This is a genomic window from Streptomyces sp. SID13666 (assembly GCF_010548325.1).
GTDB classification, from domain to species: domain Bacteria; phylum Actinomycetota; class Actinomycetes; order Streptomycetales; family Streptomycetaceae; genus Actinacidiphila; species Actinacidiphila fildesensis.
Genome location: NZ_JAAGLX010000026.1, coordinates 62,123 through 80,208 on the forward strand (window position 1 = coordinate 62,123; position 18,086 = coordinate 80,208).

Here is an 18,086-nt window from a genome sequence, read left to right on the forward strand (position 1 = left end):
CCCTGAAAGATCCACCCGAGATACCCAGGGAAGCAGGGAATGGCCGCACTCGCCCGGTGGTGTCTCCGCCGTCGTCTCACCGTCGTTCTGCTGTGGATCGTCGCGCTCGCCGGCCTCACCGCCGGTGCCGCCCTCGCCGGTTCCGCCTACTCGAACGACTACGGGATACCGGGCACCGAGTCCGGCCGGGCGACCGCCCTGCTGGAGCAGGCCTTCCCGCACCAGGCCGGCGACTCGGACACCATCGTCTGGCACACCGACGGCACCGGCAGCGTCCGCGCCGACGGCGTCGAGCAGCGGATGACCAGGACCCTCGACCGGATCGCGAAACTCCCCGGCGTCGCCTCGGTGACCAACCCGTACAGCCCCGAGGGCGCCGGACGCATCAGCCATGACGGCCGGACCGCCTACGCCGACGTCACCTTCGACAGCGCCGCCGACGACATCGGCGCCGGCCAGGCCAAGGCCGTCGTGGACACCGCGAAGGCCGCCGAGGGCGGCGGACTGCGGGTCGAGCTGGGCGGCACCGCCGTCGCGGCCACCGAGAGCGGCAGCGCCCACCTCAGCGAACTGATCGGGATCGGCGTCGCCGCCGTGGTGCTGCTGCTGGCCTTCGGCTCCTTCGCCGCCATGTGCCTGCCGATCGCGACCGCGCTGATGGGCGTCGGCACCGCTTACATGGGCATCGAGCTGCTCGGCCATGTGATGACCGTGGCCGACTTCGCACCGATGCTCGGCATGCTCATCGGCCTCGGCGTGGGCATCGACTACGCGCTGTTCATCGTCACCCGGCACCGCAGAGGTCTCAAACGCGGCCTGTCGGTGCGCGACGCGGCCGAGCAGGCCGTCAGCACCACCGGCCGCGCGGTGGTCTTCGCGGGCGGCACGGTCTGTGTGGCGCTGCTCGGCATGCTCATCCTGCAGCTCAGCTTCCTTAACGGGGTCGCCGTCGCGGCGGCGCTCACCGTCATGCTGACGGTGGCCGCCTCGATCACCCTGCTGCCCGCCCTGCTCTCCATGATCGGCATGAAGGCGCTCAGCCGCCGGGAGCGGCGCCGGCTGACCGAGCACGGCCCGCAGCCCGAGGTGCCCACCGGGCTCGCCGCCCGCTGGTCCGCCTTCGTGGAGCGGCACCCCAAGCTGCTCGGCAGCCTGGCCGCGGCCGTGATGCTCGTCCTCGCGCTGCCCACCCTCTCGCTGCACCTCGGCACCTCCGACCAGGGCAACAATCCGGCCGCCAGCACCACCCGGCAGGCCTACGAGCTGCTCGCGGACGGCTTCGGCCCCGGCACCAACGGGCCGCTGACCCTCGTCGCGGACCTCCAGGGCGCCGATGCCCGGCTCGCCCTCGACCAGCTGCCGCAGACCCTGCGCGACACCCCGGGCGTCGCGTCGGTGACCTCCGCGACCGTCAGCGGCGACACCGGCGTGATCACCGTCGTCCCGGACACCGCACCGCAGTCCCGGGACACCTCCGAGCTGGTGAACCGGCTGCGCGACGACGTGCTGCCGCAGGCCGAGGACGGCTCCTCGCTCCAGGTGTACGTGGGCGGCCCCACCGCGAGCTACGACGACTTCGCGTCCGTCATCATCGGCAAGCTGCCGCTGTTCATCGGGGCGGTCGTCGGCCTCGGCTGTCTGCTGCTGCTCCTGGCGTTCCGGTCCATCGGCATCCCGCTGAAGGCGGCGGCGATGAACGTGGCCGCGGTCGCGTCGTCCTTCGGGATCGTCGTCGCGATCTTCCAGTGGGGCTGGGGGAGCGAGTTCCTGGGCCTGGGGGCGGCCGGCCCGATCGAGCCGTTCCTCCCGGTGATCATGGTCTCGGTGCTCTTCGGACTGTCGATGGACTACCAGGTCTTCCTGGTGAGCCGGATGTACGAGGAGTGGCTGGAGACCAAGGACAACCGGCGCGCGGTACGCGTCGGGCTCGCCGAGACCAGCCGGGTGATCAACTCGGCCGCGGTCATCATGATCGCGGTCTTCCTGGCCTTCGTGCTCAGCGGCGACCGGGTCATCGCGATGTTCGGCATCGGCCTGGCGGCGGCCGTCGCGCTGGACGCGTTCATCCTGCGCACCCTGCTGGTGCCGGCGCTCATGCATATGCTCGGCGGCGCCAACTGGTGGCTGCCGGGGTGGCTGGACCGCCGGCTGCCCAGAATCAGCATCGAACCGCCGGCGGCCCCGGCCCCCGCCCTGGCCCCCGCTCCCGTCCAGCTGCCCGGACCCCGGACAGCCGAACGGGAGCCGACGCCTACTTCTTGAGCATCGGGTTGCCGAGCGCTGCCGTGCCCTGGTCCTCGCAGTACTGAGCGGCCGTCTTCCGGTCGTACTCGATCCGCAGGCGCAGCGCGCCCTTCACATCGACGGTGATCTTCTCCGTCGTGCCGAGCACGAGCTTCTTGAGGGCCAGCCGCTTGCCGTCCGCGGTGATGGTCAGCCCGACCGCCGCGTTCTTCGAGGTGTCGAGCAGCCCGGCGTCGACGGTGAAGGTCGTCCACGCCCGGTTGAGGTTGAACTCCTCGAAACCGGTCTCACAGGCCGTCGTCACCTTGGCGTCCGTGTACTCCTTGGTGTTGACGGTCGCCGGGATCTCGTCGAACGCGTCGTTCCCGGAGGCGTCCACCCAGTTCATGGCCGTCAGGGAGACGTTGTCGCCCTCGGTGATCGAGGTCGGCTTGCCCGAGCCGGAGTCCGAACCGGACGGTTCGGGGGAGGACGCCTCGTCGGACGGCGACGCACTCGTCGGGTCCGCCGTCGTCGTCGGCGGCGAACTGATCTGCTGCTGCGCGGAGGTGCTGGTCTTGGGGTCGGCCGCGTCGTCCTTCTTGTCGTCGCCCATGAACTTGACGGCGACCAGCGCCCCGGACGCCATCAGGACGACCGCGAGGACCGCGGCCAGGATCAGCGGGCCCTTCTTGCCGCGCTTGGGCGGCAGCGGGGTCGCCGCCGTCGCCGGACCGGGGCCGGGACCCGGGCCCTGCGGCGGGGGCTGCTGGTGGAACGCGGCCACCGGCGGCTGCACCTGCTCCGGTACCTGCGTCGGTGTCGGCGCCTGCGCTCCGAGCACCACCGTGGGCCTGGTGTCCGTCACCGGGTCCCCCTCCGGCGGCGCCGGGATGTACGAGGGCGGCGGCGTGTGCACCGGCGGTGCGTGGACCGGCACGGGGACGGGGGCCGGCCGGTCCGGGAGCGGCGGTACTGCCGGCGCCTGGCCGGGCGGCGGCGGGGCGGCGTCCGCGACCGGGACCGCGTCCTTGGGTCCCGAGGTGCGCGGAGTGCGCGTCGTCGAGATCACCGCCGGGCGCAGCTCACGCACCCACGCGGAGAGCGACTCCGGCCGGTTCGCCGGATCCGTGGCGAAGACCGCCGCGATCCGTGCCGCCCGCTCCGGCTCAAGACCGGCCAGCTCGGGCAGCGCCAGCAGCGCGGCCCTGACCTGCTCCGGCATGGTGGCCGGCGACTCCCCGCTGAGCAGGAAGTACGCGAGGGCGCCGAAGGCGTAGCGGTCGGTGGCCGCGCTGCGCTTGCCCTCGAAGACCTCCGGCGCGGCGAACCCGGGGGTGAACCACACCTCGGCCGTCTGGTGGTCCGCGGTCAGCTTGCTCAGACCGAAGTCGACCAGCGTGGCCTGGCCGTTGGCGTCGATCATGACGTTGCCGGGGGAGAGGTCGCCGTGCACGACCGAGCGGCCGGAAGGAGTGGCGGAGCCCGTGTGCAGCCAGTCCAGGACGTCGGCGAGCTGCTCCAGGCAGCGCACGGCCTCGCGGCGTTCGGCGGGGGTGTCCAGGGCGCGCTCAGCGCGCCAGTCACGCAGGTCGAGGCCCTCCACATGGTTCATGACCAGGTACAGGGCGCGGCCCGCCGCCTCCGGGGCGGCCTCACCCGTACGGTGCGCGGACGGACCCTCGAAGTGCTCGCGGATGCCGACCACACCGAGGCGGTTGACGAACCGCAACAGCTCGGCCTGCTCACGCCATTTGGAGCTGATCCGGTCGAACTGTTCCTGCGACAGCGTCGTTTTCGAATCGAGCACCTTGACGACGACAGGTTCGGTGCCACCGCCGAGTTCGATCTCGGCGAGGTAGAGCACGGCCTCGCCTCCGCGGCCGATGGATCGCAGCAGGCGGTAACGGTCGGGTGCGCCGTCAGGGCCGATGTACAGACCGGTGTCCACTTGGTGTTTCTTCCCTCCCCCTATATCCCTGGAGTCCCGCGGAAAACATTGCGGCCAGGGGGAGTTCAGGTTGCCGCGCACGACTCGGGCAGGTCAAGCGCAGTTGCCGGGCCGTAACACGGGGATCGCACTCAGCGAGCTCTCAGGCTCCTCTCAGAAACGGAACCTACGGTTTCGTCCCATGGACACCACGAAGACCGACGCACTGGACAAGGCCGTCACCGACCCGGAGACCAAGGACAGCACGGAGAGCACGGACTCCACGGCCACCGCGGCGGACGACCGGGACGCGGCCGTCCCGGCGCAGGGCAGCACCGAACCGGACGCACGCGACGAGGACGGCTTCGACGAGGACGACCTCGACGACGAGCCGGCCGGAACGCAGGGCGCGACCGGTGTGCTGGCCGCCGCGGGCTCGGTCGTCGCGGTCGGGCTGGGCATCTCGTCGCTCACCGGCACCTGGATCGGCGACCTCATGAAGGACCGCGAGCAGCTGATCGGCCAGATCAAGACCTCGGGCGGCTCGGTGCACGCCCAGCTCGCCGCCGGCTACGGCACCCCCTGGCACACCGTGGCGCTCTTCAACGGCATCTTCGCCCTGGTCGCCATCCTGGTCGCCGCCGTCGTCCTGTTCCGTCCGGGCCGGCCCGCCGCGGCCGGGAACCACTGGAGCCAGGCGCTCGCGTGGGGCGGTCTGATCCTCGGCGTCCTCGGCCTGCTGATCGCCGGCGTCATGTGGTTCGACGTCTTCACCGACCTGCCGGTGGTCGCCGCCACGCCTCAGCAGTGAACGCCTCAGCAGAGAACTCCTCAGTGGTGAACCCCTCAGCAGTGAACTCCTCAGTGGTGAACCCCTCAGCTGTGAACCCCTCAGCAGTGAACTAAGGCCCCCCGTGCTGGTAAGGCACCGGGCCTAAGTACCCCCGGCGACCGGAGTTCGGGCAGCTGCCCGATGTGGCGCACCCCCCTTGGGGACGAGGCTTGTCCCAGCGGAACAAGCCGCACAGCCAAGGGGAACACACCATGTACGAGCTCGAACTCCACAAGGTCCGCGCCACCGAACTCCAGCGCCGGGCGCGGGACGAGAACCAGGCCCGCGCGGTCATCGCCGTCCGCCGGAGCGAGCGCCAGGCCCAGCGCCAGGCGCAGCGCGCGGCACGCCGCGAGGGGCGGGTGAACACGGACGCCGGCCGGGTGGGCCGCGCACTGCGCGGCGTACGGCACCACGCGGCGTCGTGAAGTGATATCCGGTACTGCGCTGTCGGACTGCCGTGCGATGCTCAGCAATGTGCAGACCCAGTCCGTCAGCCCCGTCTTCGTCGGCCGCGACAGCGAAATGACCCGCCTCGCCGATGCGCTCGCCCGCGCCCGAGCGGGCGAGCCGCAGGGCCTGGTCGTCAGCGGTGAGGCCGGCGTCGGCAAGACCCGCCTCACCGAGGAGTTCCTCGCGGCCGCCGCCCTGTCGGGCGCGGTCACCGCCGTCGGCGGCTGTGTGGAGATCGGTGCGGACGGCCTGCCCTTCGCACCGGTGTCCACCGCCCTGCGCTCGCTGTACCGGCAGCTCGGGGACGAACTGACGGCCGCGGCCGGCAACCAGGCCGGCGAGCTGTCACGGCTGCTGCCCGAGCTGGGCGAGCACCGCGAGATGACGCGCGAGGGGCGCGATTCGCAGGACGACGACGGCCGGGTACGGCTCTTCGAGCTCACCGCCCGGCTGCTGGAGCGGCTGGCCGCGGACCGCACCGTCGTCCTCGTCCTGGAGGACCTGCACTGGGGCGACCGCTCCACCCGCGAGCTGCTCGCCTACCTCTTCCGGTCGCTGCACCGCGGCCGGCTCGTGATCGTGGCCACCTACCGGTCCGACGACATCCACCGCAGGCACCCGCTGCGGCCCTTCCTCGCCGAGCTGGACCGGCTGCGCACCGTCGACCGGATCGAGCTGTCCCGGTTCAGCCGCGCGGAGGTCCGCTGCCAGATCACCGGCATCCTGGCCGCCGAGCCCGAGGGCGGCATGGTGGACCGGGTCTTCGAGCGCTCCGACGGCAACCCGTTCTTCGTGGAGGAACTGGCCGTCAGCATCCAGCAGGGCTGCAGCTCCGGGCTGAGCGACTCGCTGCGCGACCTGCTGCTGGTGCGGCTCGAAACGCTGTCCGAGGATGCCCAGCGCGCCGCGCGGATCGTCGCCGAGGGCGGCACCACCGTGGAGTACCCGCTGCTCGCCGCCGTCGCGGGGCTCTCCGAGGACGACCTCATCGAGGCGCTGCGCGCCTGCGTCGGCGCCAACATCCTGCTGCCCTCCGAGGACGGCGACGGCTACCGCTTCCGGCACTCCCTGGTCCGCGAGGCGGTCAGCGACGATCTGCTGCCCGGTGAGCGCAGCCGGATCAACCGCCGGTACGCCCAGGCCCTGGAGGCCGGCCCCGGCCTGGTCCGCACGGACGAGCGGGCCGCCCGGCTGGCCAGCTACTGGTACTACGCGCACGACCCGGCCAAGGCGCTGCCCGCCGTGCTGCGCGCCTCCGTGGAGGCCCGGCACCGGCACGCCTACGCCGAGCAGCACCGGCTGCTGGAGCGGGCCCTGGAGCTGTGGGAGGACACCCCCGAGGAGATCCGCGGCGAGCTGCGCCCCGCGGACTACGCCGAGGTCTATCCGCCGTGCGGCTGCCACCCCGACACCCCGCTGAGCTTCCTCGACCTGCTGGCCGAGATCACCGTGTCCGCCCGGCTCAGCGGTGAGCCCGAGCGCGCCTTCGCCGTGGCCAAGCGCGCGCTCCGGCTGATCGACGACACGACGGACGCGCTGCGCGCCGCCTGGTTCCGGGCCCAGCGCTCGCGACTGGTCCAGGACCTGGGCCGCGGCGACGGCTGGGAGGACGTGGGCCGCGCCCAGGAGCTCCTGCGCGGCCTGCCGCCGTCCGCCGTGCACGCCGACGTCCTCGCCTTCGCCGCCGCCTGGATGATGATCCACAAGTCCGGTGAGGAGGCCATCGCCACGGCGGAGCGGGCCGTGGACCTGGCCCGCCTGGTCGGCGCCCGCGAGACGGAACTGAACGCCCGGCTGACCCTCGGGCTGCTGCACGCCGACTCCGGGGACGTCGAGGGCGGTCTGGTGCTGGCCGAGGACGTCTGCCGCGAAGCGCGCAAGCTCGGACTGCCCGGGCTCATCGGCCGCTCCCACGGCAACCTCGCCTCGGTCCTGGAGGGCGTCGGCCGGTCCCATGACGCCATCGCGGTCGCCACCGAGGGCATCGAGCTGGTCCGGGAGATCGCCACCCGCAGCGTCCGCGCCTATCTGCGCGGCAACGAGGGCGAGTCGCTGTTCTCGCTCGGGCAGTGGGAGCGCAGCGAGGCGGCGGTCCAGTGGGCCCGCACCAACGGGTCCGGAAGGATGGCGGCCGGCGGACAGACGATGTACCTGGGCTTCCTCGCCCTGCGCCGAGGCCGGACCGGGGCGGCCGACGAGTACGCGAAGTCCGCCCGTGAGAGCTTTCTGCACGACACCCAGCCGCAGCACCTGATCCCGATCCGCACCCTGACGCTGGAGATCGCCGTCCGGCGGGGGCGCTTCGACGAGGCGCGTACGGTCCTGGCCGACGCCCTCGACGAGGGCCTGGTGCCCGGCACGTCCCGCTACTGGTGGCCGCTGCTGGCCGCCGGCGCCGCGCCCGAGGCGGACGCGCCGTGGATGACCGTTGACGACCAGGACCGCGCGGCGCACCTGAGGCGCATCCGCACCACCGCGGCGTCGCTGCCCCGGCTCGCGCCGGTCTGGGAGGCGTACGCCCTGCTCGTCGAGGCCGAGCTGGCCCGCGCCGAGGGGCAGCCCGCGCCCGAACGGTGGGCCGCCGTGGTCCGCGCCTTCGAGCCGGTGGGGCGCCCGTACGAACTGGCCCAGAGCCGCTACCGGTGGGCCGAGGCGCTGCTGGCCACCGGGCACGAGACCGGGGAGGCCCGCGAGGCCAGGGAGAGCCGCGAGGAGGCCGGCGCGCTCCTCACGCTCGCCCACACGGCCGCCGGGACGCTCGGCGCGCGCCCGCTGTCCGACGAGGTCGCGCTGCTCGCCCAGCGCGCCCGGCTGTCGCTGCACGAGCCGGACGGCAGGGACGCACGGGACGGCGCGCGGGCGGTCCCCGCAGCGGACGAACCCGCCGACCCGGCCGAGGCGCTGGGGCTGACGGCGCGCGAGCGCGACGTGCTGCGGCTGGTCACCGACGGCCGGACGAACCGTCAGATCGCCGAGGAGCTCTTCATCTCGCCGAAGACGGCGAGCGTGCACGTCTCCAACATCCTGGCCAAGCTCAACGTCTCCGGCCGGGGCGAGGCGGCGGCACTGGCGCACCGGCTGCGGCTGTTCACGGTTCCGTCCGTATGACGACCGTCCCGGACTCGAGGTCTATCGACCCGCGTCCGGGATCGTTGTCGCCGGTGTCCTCGCGGGACAGCGCCAGCCGGTTCCGCTCGTCGTCGGTGTGCTTGCGTCCCGGGGTGAACAACTCCTCGAGGGGATTGAACATCGCGCACCTTCCCGCTGTCAGCCGACCTTGAGCCGCAGAATGCGGTCGTCGCCGGGCTTGGGGGTGCCCCGCCCGTCCGTGTTGCTCGTGGTCAGCAGCAGGGTGCCGTCCTCCACGGTGACCACGGTACGCAGCCGCCCGTAGGTTCCTGTGAAGAACGCCTGCGGGGCCGCGGCGGCCTTCGTGCCGTCCAGCGGGATGCGCCACAGCCGCTCGCCCTTCAGCGAGGCCATCCAGATGCAGCCGGCGGCGTAGGCGATGCCGCTGGGGGAGGCGTCGTCGGTGTGCCACTGCGCGACGGGGTCGACGTACCCCGCGCGGTGCGCCTGGCCCTCGACGACCGGCCAGCCGTAGTTCTTGCCCGGCTCGATGAGGTTCAGCTCGTCCCAGGTGTTCTGCCCGAACTCCGCCGCCCACAGCCTGCCCTGGGCGTCCCACGCCAGGCCCTGCACATTGCGGTGGCCGTACGAATAGACCACGGAGTCGGCCTCGGGGTTGCCGTGCGCGGGCTGCCCGTCCGGGGTCATCCGCAGGATCTTCCCGCCCAGCGACGTCTTGTCCTGGGCCAGCGGCTGGTTCCCGCTCTCACCGGTCCCGGCGTAGAGCATCTTGTCGGGGCCGAAGGCGATCCGGCCGCCGTTGTGGTTGGTGCCGCTGGGGATGCCGCGCAGGATCGTGTCCGGCGCCCCCAGCTGCTGGCCGACGGGCCGGGACGGGTCGTAGAGCATGCGCGCGATGCGGTTGTCGTCGGCGGTGGTGAAATACGCGTACACCAGCTTGTCCGCGCCGAACGACGGGGAGATCGCAAGCCCGAGCAGCCCGCCCTCGCTGCCCGGCGTCCCGCCGGCCACCCCCGGCACCGAGCCGACCTCTTGGGTCTTCCCGGTGGCCGGATCGGTCCTGAGGATCTTCCCGGTGTCCCGGGAGGCGACCAGCAGCGCCCCGTCCGGGAGTTCGGCCACTCCCCAGGGCGTGGTGAGGCCGGTGGCGACGGTCCCGGTCACGGTGGCGGTACCGGTCGCGGGAGCGGCGGACTCGGAATCCGACGGCTCGGCGGTCGCCGTGGGAGCGGCGGCGGTGGAGGTGGCGGGCCGTGACGTGGCCGGCGGCTCCGGCACCGCGCCGTCGGGGGAGGAGCAGCCCGCGAGCAGCGCGGCGGCGAGCACGGACGTCACGGCGGTCACGGTGGTCGCGGTGGTGGTACGGCGGTGCACGGTGGGTCCTCCCTCGTGGTGTCCCGCGGCGGCATCACCGGGCTCCGCCCCGCGATGCCGGCCTGGGACTCGGGGACGACCCCCGGGAAATTGCAGCACACAACGGGCCCACAGCGCCCGGCTCTTCGCGGTTCCCATGGCCCGCCTCCGGTTGTCGTCGGTCCGCCCGCGGCCCCCGCGACCCGGTCGCCCGCCGTCTCTCCCGCCCGTCCGTCCCAGTCTCCCGCCCGCCCGGCGAGCCCGTACCGTCAGTCCCAGGAGCCCCGTACGGCGGGCAGCCCGGCGATCTCCGCGAAGTCCGCCGGCTCCAGGCGCAGCGCCGCCGCCCCCGCGTTCTCCGCCGCCCAGCGCTCGGTCTTGGTGCCCGGCACCGGGACCACCGCGGGCCCCTGGCCCAGCACCCAGGCGAGAGCGACCTGGGCCGGAGTCGCGCCGTGCCGTTCCGCGATCCGCCGCAGCCCCGCCACGATCGGCTGGTTGGCGGCCATCATCTCGGCCGTGAACCGGGGGTGCCGGGCCCGCAGATCGTCCGGCTCGAAGCCCTGTCCCGGGGTGAGGGTGCCGGTGAGGAAGCCGTTGCCGAGCGGCATCGCCGCCATGAACCCGACGCCGCGCGCCGCGCACCACGGCACGAGCGCCTCCAGCGCCTCGGTGGACCACACCGACAGCTCCGCCTGCACACAGCTCACCGGGAAGACCTGCTGCGCGCGCACCAGCTGCCGGGTCGTTTCCTCGTGCATCCGCCCGCCCGTCTCCCGCCGCCACCCCTCTGAGGATGCGCTGCGCGCGCCCCCCTTATTGGTACGCCGGTTTCCGCGCGCCCCGACCGCGCACAGCCCCAGCGAACGCACCTTGCCCGCCGCCACCAGCTCCGCCATCGCGCCCCAGGTCTCCTCGACCGGGACCTCCGCGTCGATGCGGTGCAGCTGGTACAGGTCGATGACATCGGTCTGCAGCCGCCGCAGCGACGCGTCGCAGGCCCGTTTGACGTAACCGGGCCGCCCGTTGGCCACGATGTGCTGCTCGCCCACCAGCAGACCGCACTTGGTGGAGACGAACACGTCCTGACGGCGCTCCCGCAGCACCCGCCCGACCAGCAGTTCATTGGTGAAGGGCCCGTACATGTCGGCCGTGTCCAGCAGCGACGTCCCGCTGTCCAGCGCCGTGTGCACCGCCCGCAGGGACCCCTCGCCGTCCTGCCGCGAAGCGCTGTACGCCCAGCTCATGGGCATGCATCCCAGGCCCACGGCGCCCACTTCGAGAGCTGCTGCACCGATTGTCCTGCGCTCCACCTGGCCTGCCCTCCTCACAGCGCCCCAACAGGGGCGTGGACCAAGGTAACGTCCCCCTCGGACAGTGCATCGCATAGCCTCCTGACCATGGCTGACACGTTGCTGAACCACCGGCCCCAGGTCTGGCTGCCCATCCCGGCCGAGGAGATCGGCCCGCTGCCCACCGACCTGGACTACGTCTTCTGGGACGGCGCCGACGCGTACCCGGCGGACCCGTCGACCGCCGCGTTCTACGTCGTCCCGTACATGAAGGGGGCGGAGGTCGCCGCCCGGCCGCTGCCCCGGATGACGGGCCTCCGCGTCGTACAGACCCTGAGCGCCGGTACCGACCAGGTCGCCGGGCATCTCGGGCACCTGCCGCCCGGCGTACGCCTCTGCAACGCCCGCGGGGTGCACGAGGCGAGCACCGCGGAACTCACCCTCGCGCTCACCCTCGCCTCGCTGCGTGGCATCCCGCGCTTCGTCCGCGGCCAGGACGCCGAGGAGTGGCACGACGGCTTCTACCCCGCGCTCGCCGACAAGAGCGTGCTGATCATCGGTTACGGCTCGATCGGTAGTGCGATCGAGGACCGGCTCACCCCGTTCGAGTGCGACGTCGTACGGGTCGCCCGCACCGCGCGCCCCTCCCCGCGCGGCCCGGTGCACGCCCTCGCCGAACTGCCCGAACTGCTGCCGGAGGCCGATGTGGTGGTGCTCAGCACCCCGCTGACCGAGGCGACCAGAGGGCTGGTGGGAGCGGAGTTCCTGTCCCGGATGAAGGACGGCGCACTCCTGGTGAACGTCGCGCGCGGGCCCGTGGTCGACACCAAGGCGCTGCTCGCCGAACTGGAGTCCGGACGACTGCGTGCGGCACTCGATGTCACGGACCCCGAACCGCTGCCCGCCGGACACCCGCTGTGGCACGCTCCGGGCCTTCTCATCAGCCCGCACGTCGGCGGCAGCACCTCCGCGTTCCTCCCGAGGGCCAAGCGGCTGCTGCGCGCACAGTTGTTCCGTTTCGCCACAGGGGAGCCGCTGAGCAACCTGGTCACCACCACCTGACGTCGCAGGTGGAGGGCGTGCGGCACCCGGTGACTGCACTGCGTGGTGGTGATCTCCCTTGCGGTTACGCTGTGTAGAGGAACTATGTCCCTGAGTGACGAGTCTGGTGTATCGTCCCGACCGGGGGACGCGTCACGGATGCCCATGGGTTGACGGCGGCGCGCGAAAGGTCAGCAAGCGAGGGGGGCGACGGGTGATGCACGGCCAATGGCGAGACGACCTGACGCGGTGCAGCGGCGCACCGCGACAGCGATACGGGACCACACGGTGAGCTCGACCGGGGCGGTGATCGCTCAGCCACCCGCCCACACCGGCCGGGCGGCGCTCGTGCCGCAACTCCTGGTCGCCGTGCTCTGCGGAGGCTACGCGACCGGCGCCGCGGTGGGCTGGGGATCGGCCTGGATCGCCGACATCATGGGCGACTTCGGGCTCGCCGCCGCCGCGGCCGCGGCCAGCGTCTCCTCGTTCGTCTACGCCCGGACCCTCACCGGCCGCCAGCAGCCCACCTGGTTCCTGTTCGCCGGCTCGTCCGCGATGGTGGCGCTCGGCAACGGCACCTGGGGCTGGTACGAGGTGGTGCTGGACGGCACGCTGCCGAAGACCTCGATCGCCGACTTCTTCTTCCTGCTCTTCGCCCCGCCGGCGATCATCGGTCTGCTGATGCTCGCCAAGCGCCCGGTCACCCGGGCCGGCTGGGTGTGCCTGGCGCTGGACGCCTGGCTCGTCGGCGGCTCGCTGCTCACCCTGGCCTGGAGCCTCGCGCTCGCCAACGACGCGAGCCTGAACGGGCTCAGCGCCGCCCAGGCCGCGCTGCGGCTCGCCTACCCGCTGCTCGACATCGCGCTCGCCAGCATGGTGCTGGCGCTGCACTTCCGGCGCTCCCCGGCCAACCGCGTCGCGGTCAACACCGCGATCGCCGCCCTCGCGCTGACCGTGCTGTGCGACGCGCTGTTCCGCTCCCCGCTCTGGCGCGAGCACTACCAGTCCGGCCACATCCTGGACGCCGGGTGGTTCGCCGGCAGCATGCTCCTCGCCTACGCCCCCTGGGCGGGCCGGCGGGACGCCGCCCGGCTGGAGCCGCGCTCCCGCGCGCACTCCAGCCGCAAGGTCGCCGGCTCGCTGGCCGCCCTCGTCCCGTACCTCGCGGCGGGCGTCTGCACCCTCGGCATCCTGTACAACGTGATCAGCGGCCGGAAGACCGACCATGTGGTGCTCTTCACCGGCTGCACCGTCGTCCTCGCGCTCGTCGTCCGCCAGGGCATCATGCTGCTCGACAACATCTCCCTCACCCAGGAACTGGCCCAGAAGGAGAACCACTTCCGGTCCCTGGTGCAGGGCTCCAGCGACGTCATCATGATCGCCGCGCCCACCGGCGTGCTGCGCTACGTGAGTCCGGCGGCCCGGGGCGTGTACGGGCGGGACGCCGAGGACATGGTGGGCACCGAGCTCGCCTCGCACATCCATCCCGAGGACCTGGGGCGGGTGGTGCACGAGGTCCGCAGGTTTCTCGCCGCCTCGCCCGCCGCGGAGCCCGCTACGCGCATCGAATGCCGGATCCGCGCCGGCCGCGGCCGGGACGGCGGTGGCTGGCTCAACGTCGAGTCCAGCGTCAACCGCTACCAGGGCGGGCTGATCTTCAACAGCCGCGATGTGACCGAACGGGTGCGATTGCAGGCCCAGCTCCAGCACAACGCCTCGCACGACCCGCTCACCGATCTGCCCAACCGGGCCCTGTTCACCGAGCGGGTGAGCCGGGCCCTCGGCGGCCGGCGCAGCGGCGACGGCGAGGCGGCGGTGCTCTTCGTCGACCTCGACGGTTTCAAGGCGGTCAACGATACGGTCGGCCACCAGGCCGGCGACGAGCTTCTCGTCCAGGCGGCCCGGCGGCTCCAGGAGTCGGTCCGGTCCGGGGACACGGCGGCACGATTGGGCGGCGATGAATTCGCCGCCCTCATCTGTGGCGGGAGCGCCGACCGGCAGCTCCGGGAGTACCAGATCCACGAGATCGCCGACCGGCTGCGCTCCGCGCTCTCCGAGCCGTACCGCGTGGAGTCCGGCGAGGTGCGGGTCGCCGCCAGCATCGGGGTCGCCTTCGCCGAGCCGGGGATCACGCCCAGCGAGCTCATGCGCAACGCGGACCTGGCGATGTACCGCGCGAAACAGGCGGGCAAGGGCCGGGTCGAGATGTACGCGCCCCAGATGCAGGCCGACGTGGTGCGCCGCGCCGAGCTGGCCACCCGGCTGCGCAACGCCCTGCACGACGGGGAGTTCACCCTGCTGCACCAGCCCGTCGTCGAGCTGCGGACCGGCCGGGTGGCGGCCGTCGAGGCGCAGGCCCGCTGGCGCTCCGCGCAGGGCATCCTCTTCACCCCCGCCGAGTTCCTGCGGGTGGCGGAGGACACCGACCGCACCGCGGAGCTGAGCCGCTGGCTGCTGCAGGAGGCGGTCGAGCAGGCCGCGCTGCGGCACGGCTCGGGCCATGCCGTGCCGGTGGCCGTCCGGATGTCCGTCCGCCGGCTGATGCACCGGGACCTGCCGCTCGGCAACATCGAGACGCTGCTGAGCCGCCATGAGCTGCCCGCCGGCGGACTGGTGCTGGAACTGACCGACAACGACCCGCGGATCTCCCTGGAGGAGCTGGAGCGCAGGCTCTCGGCGCTGCGCCGGCTCGGCGTGCAGATCGCGCTGGGCGGCTTCGGCACCGGATACGCCGCGATGACCGCGCTGCGCACCCTCCCGGTGGACCTGCTCAAGATCGACCGCAGCTTCGTGGAAGGAATCGTCGAGTCCGCCCGGCTGCACAAGATCACCGCGGGCATGCTGCGGATCGCCGAGGACCTGGGCATCCGCACCGTGGCGGACGGGGTGGACCGGCCCGAGCAGGTGATCGCGTTGCGCGCCATGGGCTGTACGCACGGCCAGGGCATGGCCTTCTCCGGTCCGCTCGACGAACACCGGCTGAGGGGCTCGCTGGCCCGTGGCGGCTACCCGGTACCTCATGGTTCCATCGCCCTGACCGGCGGCCCACTGCCCGTGCGGCACACCGGAAGCACCGGAACGGGTGATCCCCTTCGCTCAAATGCTGAGACGCCCGTCCCACCCGCTTGACACTCCGAGGGGTCCAGGGGGAGGGTCGTGTCCATGCGCACCCGAATTCTCGTACTTGGAAAGCGCGTCGGCTGACCGAGGCCCACCATCGCCTTGGAAAACGCACCGACGCGCTCCCCTCGCTTGCCTGACGGCACGAGGGGTTTTTTGTTGCCTGGCACCCAGAAGAAACTCATCTTCGAGAGAAGAGAACGCAGATGACCGAGCAGGCCACCGGGGCCCCCCATCCGCAGCAGCGGGCCCGCAGCGGGGGACAGCAGCCCACCACTCCCGAGCGCATGACGGGCGCGCAGTCCCTCATTCGTTCGCTCGAGGCGGTCGGCGCCGACACCGTATTCGGTATCCCTGGCGGTGCGATCCTGCCGGCCTACGACCCGCTGATGGACTCCGTCAAGGTCCGCCACATCCTGGTCCGCCACGAGCAGGGGGCCGGCCACGCCGCCACCGGCTACGCGCAGGCCACCGGCCGGGTCGGCGTGTGCATGGCCACCTCGGGTCCGGGCGCCACCAACCTCGTCACGCCGATCGCCGACGCCCACATGGACTCCGTCCCGCTGGTCGCGATCACCGGCCAGGTCGCCTCCAAGGCGATCGGCACCGACGCCTTCCAGGAGGCGGACATCTGCGGCATCACGATGCCGATCACCAAGCACAACTTCCTGGTGACCAAGGCCGAGGACATCCCGCGGACGATCGCCGAGGCGTTCCACATCGCCTCCACCGGCCGTCCGGGCCCGGTCCTCGTCGACATCGCCAAGGACGCGCTGCAGAACCAGACGACCTTCTCCTGGCCGCCGCAGATGGACCTGCCGGGCTACCGCCCGGTGACCAAGCCGCACGCCAAGCAGATCCGTGAGGCCGCCCGGCTGATCAACGAGGCCAAGCGTCCGGTGCTGTACGTCGGCGGCGGCGTCATGAAGGCCCGCGCCACCGCAGAGCTGCGGATCCTGGCCGAACTGACCGGCGCCCCGGTCGTCACCACGCTGATGGCGCTCGGCTCGTTCCCCGACAGCCACCCGCAGCACGTCGGCATGCCCGGCATGCACGGTGACGTCACCGCGGTCACCGCGCTGCAGAAGTCCGACCTGCTGATCGCGCTCGGCGCCCGCTTCGACGACCGGGTCACCGGCCGGCTCGACACCTTCGCCCCGTTCGCGAAGATCGTGCACGCCGACATCGACCCCGCCGAGATCGGCAAGAACCGCGCCGCGGACGTGCCGATCGTCGGCGACGCCCGCGAGGTCCTCGCCGACCTGATCGTCGCGGTCCAGGCGGACCACGAGGCCGGCCACAAGGGCGACTACGCCGACTGGTGGAAGGACCTCAACCGCTGGCGTGACACCTACCCGCTGGGCTACGACACCCCGGACGACGGCAGCCTCTCCCCGCAGCAGGTCATCGAGCGGATCGGCCAGCTGGCCCCCGAGGGCACCCTGTTCGCGGCCGGCGTCGGCCAGCACCAGATGTGGGCCGCGCAGTTCATCAAGTACGAGAAGCCCAACACGTGGTTCAACTCCGGCGGCGCCGGGACCATGGGGTACGCGGTGCCCGCGGCGATGGGCGCCAAGGCCGGCGTCCCCGGCGCGACCGTCTGGGCGGTCGACGGTGACGGCTGCTTCCAGATGACCAACCAGGAGCTGGTCACCTGCGCGCTCAACAACATCCCGATCAAGGTCGCCATCATCAACAACGGCGCCCTGGGCATGGTCCGCCAGTGGCAGAACCTCTTCTACGGCGAGCGGTTCTCCAACACCGTGCTGCACGCCGGTGAGACCAACTCCGACAGCGGTTCGACGGTCGGCGTCGGCTCGACGGTGAACCGCGGCACCCGCGTCCCGGACTTCGTCAAGCTGTCCGAGGCGATGGGCTGCGTGGGTCTGCGCTGCGAGAGCCCGGACGAGCTGGACGCGGTCATCGCCAAGGCCAACTCGATCAACGACCGCCCGGTGGTCGTGGACTTCATCGTCCACGAGGACGCCATGGTGTGGCCGATGGTCGCGGCCGGTACCTCCAACGACGAGATCCTGGCCGCCCGCGATGTCCGCCCGGACTTCAGCGACGGCCAGGAAGACTGAGGCGCAGGACCGAGAGAAGGAACGAAGCGACATGTCCAAGCACACGCTCTCCGTCCTGGTGGAGAACAAGCCCGGCGTCCTCGCCAGGATCACCGCGCTGTTCTCCCGCCGCGGCTTCAATATCGACTCCCTCGCGGTGGGCACCACGGAGCACCCCGAGATCTCCCGCATCACGATCGTCGTCAACGTGATCGACGAGCTGCCGCTGGAGCAGGTCACCAAGCAGCTCAACAAGCTGGTCAACGTTCTGAAGATCGTAGAACTGGAGCCCGCAGGAGCCGTTCAGCGTGAACTCGTTCTGGTGAAGGTGCGGGCCGACAACGAGTCCCGTTCCAAGATCGTCGAGATCGTCCAGCTGTTCCGCGCCAAGACCGTTGACGTCTCTCCCGAGGCCGTCACGATCGAGGCCACCGGCGGCGCCGACAAGCTCGAAGCGATGCTCAAGATGCTGGAACCCTTCGGCATCAAGGAGCTGGTGCAGTCCGGCACCATCGCCATAGGGCGTGGCGCCCGGTCCATCACCGACCGCTCGCTGCGGGCCCTCGACCGCTCCGCGTAGTGACAGCGCACCGCGCCGCCGCTCCGGCGGCGACGCGGTACCGCATAGCGAGACCGACAAGCTTTCTTCCGCCCACCGGACGTACTGTGTGGGCAATCCACCAGAACCA

General features: G+C 71.9%; 12 protein-coding genes. 8 read left to right on the forward strand and 4 right to left on the reverse strand.

Annotated elements, in window-relative coordinates; genetic code table 11:
• Nucleotides 1–39: 39 nt before the first annotated feature.
• Nucleotides 40–2,262: an MMPL family transporter gene (locus tag G3I60_RS28025; protein WP_164296660.1), complete on the forward strand. Its 2,223-nt coding sequence runs from the start codon at nucleotides 40–42 to the stop codon at nucleotides 2,260–2,262.
• Here the strand turns inward: G3I60_RS28025 and G3I60_RS28030 are convergent.
• Entirely contained in the window at nucleotides 2,252–4,174 is a 1,923-nt protein-coding gene (locus G3I60_RS28030; RefSeq protein WP_138354937.1) for a serine/threonine-protein kinase, read from the reverse strand. The genes G3I60_RS28025 and G3I60_RS28030 overlap by 11 nt on opposite strands.
• A gap of 181 nt (nucleotides 4,175–4,355) precedes the next feature.
• On the opposite strand from G3I60_RS28030, the gene G3I60_RS28035 reads away from it, so the two are divergent.
• The 3 genes from G3I60_RS28035 (at nucleotide 4,356) to G3I60_RS28045 (ending at nucleotide 8,546) form a co-directional block, all read left to right on the forward strand.
• A complete protein-coding gene (locus tag G3I60_RS28035; RefSeq protein WP_138354938.1) occupies nucleotides 4,356–4,964 on the forward strand; it encodes a hypothetical protein in 609 nt (202 codons plus the stop codon).
• 233 nt (nucleotides 4,965–5,197) lie between these two features.
• Entirely contained in the window at nucleotides 5,198–5,413 is a 216-nt protein-coding gene (locus G3I60_RS28040; RefSeq protein WP_164607865.1) for a hypothetical protein, read from the forward strand.
• 37 nt (nucleotides 5,414–5,450) lie between these two features.
• Nucleotides 5,451–8,546, forward strand: a complete 3,096-nt coding sequence (locus G3I60_RS28045) for a helix-turn-helix transcriptional regulator (RefSeq protein ID WP_164607867.1) — start codon at nucleotides 5,451–5,453, stop codon at nucleotides 8,544–8,546.
• Here G3I60_RS28045 and G3I60_RS44695 read toward each other — a convergent pair.
• From G3I60_RS44695 to G3I60_RS28055, 3 genes are all read right to left on the reverse strand, one after another.
• Nucleotides 8,527–8,688, reverse strand: coding sequence for a DUF6191 domain-containing protein (locus G3I60_RS44695; protein WP_203674013.1), 162 nt, complete (start codon nucleotides 8,686–8,688; stop codon nucleotides 8,527–8,529). The two genes, G3I60_RS28045 and G3I60_RS44695, sit on opposite strands and share 20 nt — an antisense overlap.
• Before the next feature lie 17 nt (nucleotides 8,689–8,705).
• On the reverse strand, nucleotides 8,706–9,902 hold the full coding sequence (locus tag G3I60_RS28050; RefSeq protein ID WP_343241971.1) for a PQQ-dependent sugar dehydrogenase: 1,197 nt from the start codon (nucleotides 9,900–9,902) through the stop codon (nucleotides 8,706–8,708).
• A gap of 248 nt (nucleotides 9,903–10,150) precedes the next feature.
• Nucleotides 10,151–11,194, reverse strand: coding sequence for an aldo/keto reductase (locus G3I60_RS28055; RefSeq protein WP_164607872.1), 1,044 nt, complete (start codon nucleotides 11,192–11,194; stop codon nucleotides 10,151–10,153).
• A gap of 87 nt (nucleotides 11,195–11,281) precedes the next feature.
• Between G3I60_RS28055 and G3I60_RS28060 the strand changes: the two genes are divergently transcribed.
• From G3I60_RS28060 to ilvN, 4 genes are all read left to right on the forward strand, one after another.
• A complete protein-coding gene (locus G3I60_RS28060) occupies nucleotides 11,282–12,235 on the forward strand; it encodes a 2-hydroxyacid dehydrogenase (RefSeq protein ID WP_164296668.1) in 954 nt (317 codons plus the stop codon).
• Between the two features lie 267 nt (nucleotides 12,236–12,502).
• A complete protein-coding gene (locus tag G3I60_RS28065) occupies nucleotides 12,503–15,343 on the forward strand; it encodes an EAL domain-containing protein (RefSeq protein WP_343241972.1) in 2,841 nt (946 codons plus the stop codon).
• 197 nt (nucleotides 15,344–15,540) lie between these two features.
• A complete protein-coding gene (locus tag G3I60_RS28070) occupies nucleotides 15,541–17,418 on the forward strand; it encodes an acetolactate synthase large subunit (RefSeq protein WP_138358734.1) in 1,878 nt (625 codons plus the stop codon).
• Between the two features lie 31 nt (nucleotides 17,419–17,449).
• Complete coding sequence (gene ilvN, locus G3I60_RS28075; protein WP_138358736.1) at nucleotides 17,450–17,977, forward strand: acetolactate synthase small subunit; 528 nt, start codon at nucleotides 17,450–17,452, stop codon at nucleotides 17,975–17,977.
• The last annotated feature ends 109 nt before the right edge of the window (nucleotides 17,978–18,086 follow it).